This is a genomic window from Streptomyces sp. NPDC001922, from assembly GCF_042891165.1.
GTDB lineage: Bacteria > Actinomycetota > Actinomycetes > Streptomycetales > Streptomycetaceae > Streptomyces.
This window is the reverse complement of the sequence record NZ_JBIASV010000011.1, coordinates 347,271-355,349: the sequence shown is the minus strand read 5'-3', so window position 1 is coordinate 355,349 and position 8,079 is coordinate 347,271. Positions and strand designations below refer to the sequence as shown.

Genomic DNA, 8,079 nt, shown 5'->3' with positions numbered 1-8,079 from the left:
ACCCGCCGAACCGGCACCCGCCGAACCGGCACCCGCCGAACCGGCACCCGACGAACCGGCACCCGCCGAACCGGCACCCGCCGAACCGGCACCCGCCGAACCGGCACCCGCCGAACCGGCACCCGCCGAACCGGCACCCGCCGAACCGGCACCCGCCGAACCGGCACCCGCCGAACCGGCACCCGCCGAACCGGCACCCGCCGAACCGGCACCCGCCGAACCGGCACCCGCCGAACCGGCACCCGACAAAACCTTCCCCGCCGGCGCCCCCCAACGCAGCCCCCAACCCGGCCCCCCAAGGCACACCCCCGCCACGCCCCCGAACCCCGCCCAAAAGCCCCCGCGCACGTCTATGGGCAATTCACGATGTTCCGCTCATGATGCGCGCATGAGCCTATATCTGACGCGCCGTCACTTCCTCGGTCTCGCCGCCCTGCAGACGGCCGCCGCCCTCGGCGCCACCCGCATCGCCACCCCGGCCGCCGCGGCCTCGGCGCCCCGCGACTACGCCCCCGCCGTCGTCGTCGGATCCGGCTACGGCGCCGCCGTCGCCGCGCTCCGCCTCGGCGAGGCGGGCGTGCGCACCCTGGTCCTCGAAATGGGTCGGCTGTGGCACGAACCCGCCGACGACGGCCGGATCTTCTGTCCCACCACCGCCCCCGACCGCCGGTCCATGTGGTTCCGGACGCGGACCGAGGCCCCCGTGGCCACCTTCCTCTGGCTCGATGTCGTCAATCGGGACATCAGCCCCTACCCCGGGGTGCTCGACCGGGTCCACTACGACCAGATGTCGGTCTACGTCGGCCGTGGCGTCGGCGGCGGCTCCCTGGTCAACGGCGGCATGGCCGTCACCCCGCCCCGCAGCTACTTCTCGGAGGTCCTCCCGCGGGTGGACGCCGACGAGATGTACGGCCGCTACTTCCCGCGCGCGGTCCAGGCCCTCGGCGTCAACACCGTCTCCCCCGACTGGTTCGAGCGGACGGACTGGTACCGCTTCGCCCGGGTCTCCCGCGCCCACGCCCACCGGGCCGGACTGCGCACCACCTTCGTGCCCAACGTCTACGACTTCGGCCACATGGAGCGCGAGGACGCCGGGCAGGCCCCCGCCTCGGCCCTCGCCGCCGAAGTGATCTACGGCAACAACCACGGCAAGCGGACCCTCGACCGGACCTATCTCGCCGCGGCCCTGGGCACCGGGAAGGTCACCATCGAGACCCTCCACCGGGTCCGGGCGGTCCGCCGGGAGGCCGACGGCACGTACGTCCTGAGCGTCGACCGGATCGACGAGCGCGGCTCCGTCGTCGCCACCCGGGAGATCGGCTGCCGCCACCTCTTCCTGGGCGCCGGAAGCCTCGGCACCACCGAACTCCTGCTGCGCGCCCGGGAGACCGGCACCCTGCCCGCGCTCAGCCCGCGGATCGGCACCGGCTGGGGCACCAACGGCAACATCATGACGGCCCGCGCCAACCACATCTGGGACACTACCGGGGCCAAGCAGTCGACCATCCCGGTCCTGGCCATCGACGACTGGGCCAACCCGGACCGGCCGGTCTTCGCCGAGATCGCCCCGCTGCCCATGGGGCTGGAGCACTGGATCAGCCTGTATCTGGCGATCACCAAGAGCCCCGAGCGCGGCACCTTCCGCTACGACCGGGCCACCGACGCCGTACGGCTGGACTGGACGCGGGACCAGAACCAGCCCTCACTCGCCGCCGCGAAGTCCCTGTTCGACCGGGTCAACCGGGCGAACAGCACCATCTACCGTTACGACCTGTTCGGCGGCAACCGGCCCTTCGCCGACGACTTCTGCTACCACCCGCTGGGCGGCTGCGTCCTGGGTGAGGCGACCGACGACTACGGCCGGGCCCGCGGGCACCCGGGGATCTACGTCACGGACGGCTCGCTGATCCCCGGCTCCATCGGCGTCAACCCGTTCGTGACGATCACCGCCCTCGCCGAGCGCACCATGGCGCGCGTGCTCGCCGAGGACGGGATCCGCGGCTGACCGGCCGGCCCGACCCCGGGCCGGCCCACAGAGAGCGTCAGGCCTGGTAGATGGCCTCGATCTCGTCCACGAAGTCCTTCACGACCACATTGCGCTTGAGCTTCAGCGACGGCGTGACGTGCCCGGACTCCTCCGTGAACTGCGCCGGGAGGATACGGAACTTGCGGACGGACTCGGCCTTGGAGACCGCGGCGTTGCCGTCCTCGACCGCCTGCTGGACCGCGGCCAGCAGCTCGGGGTCGTCACGCAGCTCCGCGGCCGTGGCCCCGGCCGGCTTGCCGTGGTCCTCGGCCCAGCGCGGCAGGAACTCCTCGTCCAGGGTGATCAGCGCGCCCACGAACGGGCGGCCGTCGCCGACCACCATGCACTCGGCGACCAGCGCGTGCGCCCGGATCCGGTCCTCGATCACCGCCGGGGCGACGTTCTTGCCGCCCGCGGTGACGATGATCTCCTTCTTGCGGCCGGTGATCGCGAGGTAGCCGTCGGTGTCGAGGGTGCCGATGTCGCCGGTGTGGAACCAGCCCTCCGACAGCGCCTCGGCCGTCGCGGTCTCGTTGTTCCAGTAGTTGCTGAACAGGTGCTCGCCGTGCAGCAGCACCTCGCCGTCGTCGGCGATGCGCACCACCGAGCCGGGCAGCGGCTGGCCCACGGTGCCGATCTTCTGCCGGTCCCACGGGTTGAACGCGGTCGCCGCACTGGTCTCGGTGAGGCCGTAGCCCTCCAGGACCGTGAAGCCGATGCCGCGGAAGAAGTGGCCGAGCCGCTCGCCCAGCGGGGCGCCGCCGGAGATCGCGGCTTCGCCGCGGCCGCCGAGCACGGTCCGCAGCTTGCTGAAGACCAGCTTGTCGAAGAGCTTGTGCTTGAGCTTCAGGCCCAGCGAGGGGCCGGAGGGGGCGTCCAGGGCGCGGCTGTACGCGATCGCCGTGTCGGCGGCCTTGTCGAAGATCTTGCCCTTGCCGTCCGCCTGCGCCTTGGCCCGCGCCGAGTTGTAGACCTTCTCGAAGACCCGCGGCACCCCGAGCACCAGCGTCGGCCGGAAGGAGGCGAGCTCCTCGGTGAGGTTCTTGATGTCCGGTACGAGCCCGAGCTTGATCGGCGCCAGCACGGAGGCGATCTCCACCAGCCGGCCGAAGACATGGGCCACCGGGAGGAAGAGGAGGACGGAGGAGTCACCGGTGCGGAAGAGCGGACGCAGCCGCTCGACCACGTTGCCGCACTCGGCGAAGAAGTTGCGGTGGGTCAGCACACAGCCCTTGGGGCGGCCGGTGGTGCCCGAGGTGTAGACGATCGTCGCGGGGGAGTCGGCGGTCGCCAGCGAGCTGCGCTCGTCGACCTCGGCGTCCGATATCTCCGCGCCCTTGCTGCGCAGCAGCTCGACGGCGTCCCGGTCGATCTGCCAGACGTGCTCCAGCTCCGGCAGCCGGTCCCGTACGGACTCGACCGCGGCCTCGTGGACCTCGGTCTCGACCAGGCAGCCCACGGCGCCCGAGTCCCCCAGGATCCAGGCGATCTGCTCCGGCGAACTCGTCTCGTACACCGGCACGGTGATCCCGCCGGCCGTCCACACGGCGAAGTCCAGCAGCGTCCACTCGTAGCGGGTCCGGGACATCAGCCCGACCCGGTCCCCCGGCTGCACGCCGACGGCGATCAGCCCTTTGGCCGCCGCCCGGACCTCGGCGAGGAACTCGGCGGCGGTCACGTCCTGCCAGCGGCCGTCCCGCTTGCGTGCGATGACGGCGACGTCGGGATGCTGCGCGGCATTGCGGCGGATCAGATCCGTCAGATTGCCGTCCGCGGGGACCTCGTACAGGGCCGGAAGGCTGAACTCGCGCAAGACTGCTGCTCCTCGTCGGACGCTGGCGCCGACACGTCGTGTCCCGCGTGCCGCGTCGGCTTGCGGCCCATGATCATGCAATGGGGGTTGGACTGCCCGGACGTTACCCATCGGTACTGCATCCCGATAGGGGGTTCCGGTCAGATGTTTCATGCGTCACATACCGCGGGGGACCAATGCGCGCAGATTAGTCGAGCAGCCCGGTGACGCCAAAGTAACCGCAGGTCGGGCGCCCCTCCCGGGTGCCCGGTTCGCGGCGTAGGGTCCTCAGATATGCGAGTTCATGTGGTGAGTGACGTCCATGGCAACAGCCGGGATCTCGCCCGGGCGGGAGACGGCGCCGACGCCCTTCTCTGCCTCGGTGACCTGGTGCTCTTTCTCGACTATGCCGATCATTCCCGCGGGATCTTCCCCGAGCTCTTCGGGGAGGAGAACACCGACCGCATCGTCGAACTCCGCACCGCTCGCCGGTTCGAGGAGGCCCGCGCCTTCGGTGCCCGGCTGTGGGCCGGGGTCGACCGCCGCAGCGCCATCGAAGGGGCCGTCCGCAAGCAGTACGCCGAACTCTTCGCAGCCTTCCCTCAGCCGACGTACGCCACCTACGGCAATGTCGACATCCCGCATCTGTGGCCCGAGTACGTCCGGCCCGGTGTCACCGTCCTCGACGGCGAACGAGTGGAGCTCGACGGCCGGGTGTTCGGCTTCGTCGGCGGCGGGCTGCCCAGCCCCATGCGCACCCCCTACGAGATCGACGAGGAGACCTACGCGGCGAAGGTCGCCGCTCTCGGGGAGGTCGACGTGCTCTGCTCGCACATCCCGCCCGACGTGCCCGAGCTCTGCTACGACACCGTGGCCCGCCGCTTCGAGCGCGGCAGTTCGGCGCTGCTGGAGGCGATTCACGAGATCCGGCCGCGGTACGCGCTCTTCGGCCACGTCCACCAGCCGCTGGCCCGCCGAATGCGGATCGGGCGCACCGAGTGCGTGAACGTCGGCCACTTCGCGTCCTCGGGGCGGCCCTGGGCACTGGAGTGGTGAGCCCCGGGGCAGCGGAAACGTTCCCTTCCGGAGGCGGGGAACGGGCCCCGCGGGGTGCCGGGGGAGCGGCCCCTGCCGGGCACCGGCGGGCCCGGCCGGAGGCGACGCACGGCGTGGGCAGCGGGCCGGGCATCGGCCCGTCCGGTTGCGCGCGGTAGCCTTCACCAGCAGGCATGCACGCCGCGGGCGGACCGTAGTGGAGTAGTGGAGGAGCCACGGAGATGGCGGAACACACCAGCTCGAGCATCACGATCGAGGCGGCACCGTCCGAGGTCATGTCGGTGATTTCCGACTTCGACCGCTATCCGGAGTGGACCGGAGAGGTCAAGCAGGCCGAGGTCCTGGCCAAGGACGAGCAGGGGCGTGCCGAGCAGGTGCGGCTCGTGCTCGACGCCGGCGCGATCAAGGACGACCACACCCTGGCCTACACCTGGACCGGCGACAACGTCGTGAGCTGGTCGCTGGTCAAGTCCCAGATGCTGCGCGCCCTCGACGGCTCCTACAGCCTCGCCCCGGTGGAGGGCGGCAAGCGGACCGAGGTCACCTACCAGCTGACGGTGGACGTCAAGATCCCGATGCTGGGCATGATCAAGCGCAAGGCCGAGAAGGTCATCATCGACCGCGCGCTGGACGGCCTCAAGAAGCGGGTCGAGAGCGGGGCTCAGGCCTGAACGCCCGGACGATCCTGGTCACCGGGGCGGGCGGTGCCGGGCGCACCACCGTCGCCGCCGCCCAGGCCCTCGCCGCGGCCCGCCGCGGACTGCGCACCCTGGTACTCACCACCGACCGCTTCGCCACCCTGGAAGCGGCCCTCGGGCTGCCCGCGGGGGCGGCCGCCCGGCGTGCAGCGCAGCCGCCGTCCGGTCCGGACGGCACCGGTGAGCCCGCACGCCGGCCGGGCCCCTGGAGCCCGCCGGTGCAGGCCGCGCCGAACCTGTGGGCCGCCCGCCTGGACCCCGGTGAGCACTTCCGCACCGAACTCCTGGACCTCCAGGAGCGGTGCTCCGCCGCGCTCGGACTGCTCGGCGCGGCACCCCTGGACCGCGAGGAGGTGACGGAGGTCCCCGGCGCACCGCAGCTGGCCCTGCTCCGCGCCCTCCGGGCGCTGCACCCCGACAGCGCGGCGGCGGCCGGGGAGCAGCGGGAGGACGCGGCCGGTCCGGCGCACGGCGTCCCGGCGCCCGGGACACCCGGAACCGCGGACCGGGAACCGTCCGCGGCACCCGCCGGCCCGCCCGCCGGCTGGGACGTGGCCGTCCTCGACCTGCCGCCCGTTCCCGACGCACCGGCCGTGCTCGCGCTGCCCGAACAGCTCCGGCGCTACCTCCGCCGTCTGCTCCCCTCCGAGCGCCAGGCGGCCCGCGCGCTGCGGCCGCTCCTCGCCCAGCTCGCCGGCGTCCCCATGCCGGCGCAGTGGCTCTACGAGACGGCCGACCGCTGCGCCGGTGAACTCGCCGCCGCACAGGCCGTGATCGAGGCGGACAGCACCGTCGTCCGGCTCGTCGTCGAGCCCGGACCGGCCGCCGTCGAGACGCTCCGCCGGGCCCACGCGGGGCTCGCGCTGCACGGGCTGCGCACCGACGCGGTGATCGCCAACCGGCTGCTCCCCACCGGCTCCGCCGACCCCTGGCTCGCCGCCGCGTCCGGTCAGCAGCAGGCCGCCCTGAAGACGCTCGCGGACGACCTGCCGGCCGGCACGGCGCTGTGGGAGCTGCCGCACCTCGGCCACGACCCCCGGGGCTCCGAGGACCTCGCCGAGCTGCTCGGGCGCGGCAACGCGTCCGCCACCCCGCGCGCCGGGGGCGCGGGCTCCGGCGGGGCGAACGGCCCCTCCCGCGACGGCGGTGCGTCCTCCGGCGACGCGAAGGGCACGGTCGGCCACGAGGACACCACATCCGGTCACGGCGACGGTGCGGACGCCGACAGGTCCGGTACCGGGCAGGGGAGCGGCGCGGCGGTCGGCGGGGGCGGCGCCGCGTCCGGCCCGGCCGGGGACCTCGCGCCGGATGCGGAGGCTTCGGGGAGCGACCGGACGGACTTCCCCGCGGACGGCGGTACCGAGGGTGCGGAGGGTGCGGAGGGCGCGGGGACGGAGGTCCCCGGCGGCCCCGGGCACACCTCCCGGGTGCCCGGACGCGTCGAGGACCGGCTCGCCGCCGAGGGCGTGCTCCTCTGGCGGCTGCCGCTGCCCGGTGCCGAGCGCGGGGACCTCGACCTCAGCCGCCGCGGCGACGAACTCGTCGTCACCGTCGGCCCGTTCCGCCGGATCCTGCCGCTGCCGTCCGCGCTCCGGCGGTGCACCGTCACCGGCGCGGGCCTCGCGGACGGCGAACTCGGCATCCGCTTCACCCCCGACCCGGGCCTCTGGCCGCGGACCGGAGGCGGGGCGGCCCGCTGAACCGGGGCGTTCGTGCGCGGTGGCCCGTGGGCCGGGGCTGTGCGGGCCCGTGCGTCGACGATTTCGGTGAGCGGCGGGTCCTGCGTGAGTGGTCGGAACCGCACGCCGCAGCGGTCGGAACGCGCACGCCGCGTGCGGCAACGGCCCGTCCACGGCGGCCACCCCGTGAACGCCGCACCCCCCTTCGGGTAACGTCGAGAAATACCGTCGAAGTCCTCCCTCGCAGGAGCCCGCCATGAGCGAAGCCACCGAGCGCCCCGCAACCGGTCCCGCCGACGCCCCCGACGCCGACGCCTGGGCCAAGGCCTGCGCCGAGGATCTCGCGGCGGAGAAGGCGCGCCGCCGCGCACAGCAGGGGCCCCAGCCCGGCAGCGCCGCCGAGGAACTGCGCAAGCTGGCCGATGCCGTGGCCGAGCGGATCTCCGCCTTCCAGGGCCCGCTCGGGGCCGGCGCGGCCGCCGGCGCCGTACAGCAGCTGATCTCCCAGGCCAAGGCCGCCGTCGAACCGGTCGTCGAGCGCAACCCCGAGGTCTTCGACCACCTCGCCGCCGCCGGCTCCGAGCTGCTCGCCGCCTACCGGGCCGCGGTCGAGGGCCAGGAGCGCCGCTGGACCCGCGGTGACGACTGGCCCCGCGGTGACGACGGCGGGGACGGCCCGTCCGGAACCGAGCGCATCGACCTCGACTGACGCCGGGCGCGCACCCTCCGCGCCCCCGGAAAAGGCCCTCCCGGGCCGTTCCCTGCTGCCGGTGCGCCCCGGCCCCCTCCGGTACGGTTGGGCGCAGCGGGGATCGACCGAATAACTGA

At 73.6% G+C, this 8,079-nt stretch carries 7 protein-coding genes; 5 read left to right on the top strand and 2 right to left on the bottom strand.

Features of this window, described 5'->3' with window-relative positions; translation table 11 throughout:
• On the bottom strand, positions 1-304 hold a 304-nt coding region (locus ACFYYR_RS22565; RefSeq protein WP_388856278.1), incomplete at its 3' end, for a pentapeptide repeat-containing protein.
• Positions 305-388: 84 nt separating this feature from the next.
• Between ACFYYR_RS22565 and ACFYYR_RS22560 the strand changes: the two genes are divergently transcribed.
• On the top strand, positions 389-2,005 hold the full coding sequence (locus ACFYYR_RS22560; protein WP_388856275.1) for a GMC oxidoreductase: 1,617 nt from the start codon (positions 389-391) through the stop codon (positions 2,003-2,005).
• A gap of 37 nt (positions 2,006-2,042) precedes the next feature.
• Here ACFYYR_RS22560 and ACFYYR_RS22555 read toward each other — a convergent pair whose 3' ends face one another.
• Positions 2,043-3,839 (bottom strand): AMP-dependent synthetase/ligase, encoded by a 1,797-nt coding sequence (locus ACFYYR_RS22555; RefSeq protein ID WP_388856272.1) that lies wholly within the window; start codon positions 3,837-3,839, stop codon positions 2,043-2,045.
• A 273-nt stretch (positions 3,840-4,112) separates the two neighbouring features.
• Between ACFYYR_RS22555 and ACFYYR_RS22550 the strand changes: the two genes are divergently transcribed.
• From ACFYYR_RS22550 to ACFYYR_RS22535, 4 genes are all read left to right on the top strand, one after another.
• Positions 4,113-4,874 (top strand): metallophosphoesterase, encoded by a 762-nt coding sequence (locus ACFYYR_RS22550; protein WP_388856269.1) that lies wholly within the window; start codon positions 4,113-4,115, stop codon positions 4,872-4,874.
• Positions 4,875-5,095: 221 nt separating this feature from the next.
• Positions 5,096-5,545, top strand: coding sequence for an SRPBCC family protein (locus tag ACFYYR_RS22545; protein ID WP_351509496.1), 450 nt, complete (start codon positions 5,096-5,098; stop codon positions 5,543-5,545).
• Positions 5,542-7,272 carry an ArsA family ATPase gene (locus ACFYYR_RS22540; protein WP_388856328.1) on the top strand — a complete coding sequence of 577 codons (1,731 nt, stop codon included), beginning with the start codon at positions 5,542-5,544 and terminating at the stop codon, positions 7,270-7,272. Before ACFYYR_RS22545 ends, ACFYYR_RS22540 begins: the two co-directional genes overlap by 4 nt.
• Before the next feature lie 235 nt (positions 7,273-7,507).
• On the top strand, positions 7,508-7,960 hold the full coding sequence (locus tag ACFYYR_RS22535; RefSeq protein WP_388856266.1) for a DUF5304 domain-containing protein: 453 nt from the start codon (positions 7,508-7,510) through the stop codon (positions 7,958-7,960).
• The last annotated feature ends 119 nt before the right edge of the window (positions 7,961-8,079 follow it).